We start from the raw sequence: 281 nt of genomic DNA on the forward strand, positions 1-281 counted from the left end.
GCTACGATCCGACTTACATTTAGATATATGAGATACAAATACACTTGCGATAATCGTAGCCCAATATCTACTATGATATTTTATATACTGTTCTTTAAATCTTAACAGCCCGATCTCACTATCATCAAGATCTGAAACATTCAGGTTTTTAGTAATACTATCTGGATTTTGTCTATATTTAACAATGTAATCCTTACTTTCATAGATGGATTCACATTTACTAATTAAAATAGGAAAAATCAATTGATCTTCAAATCTGCGTCCAACATCAAAAATTATAT

Annotated in this window: 1 pseudogene; it reads right to left on the reverse strand. The window is 29.2% G+C overall.

Going from position 1 to position 281, the window contains the following annotated elements:
• Positions 1 to 281, reverse strand: a pseudogene (locus V2A85_RS24725) (hypothetical protein); the annotation flags it as partial.

Source organism: Yersinia sp. 1252 StPb PI (assembly GCF_048593885.1).
In the GTDB taxonomy this organism is placed as follows: Bacteria; Pseudomonadota; Gammaproteobacteria; order Enterobacterales; family Enterobacteriaceae; genus Yersinia; species Yersinia enterocolitica_E.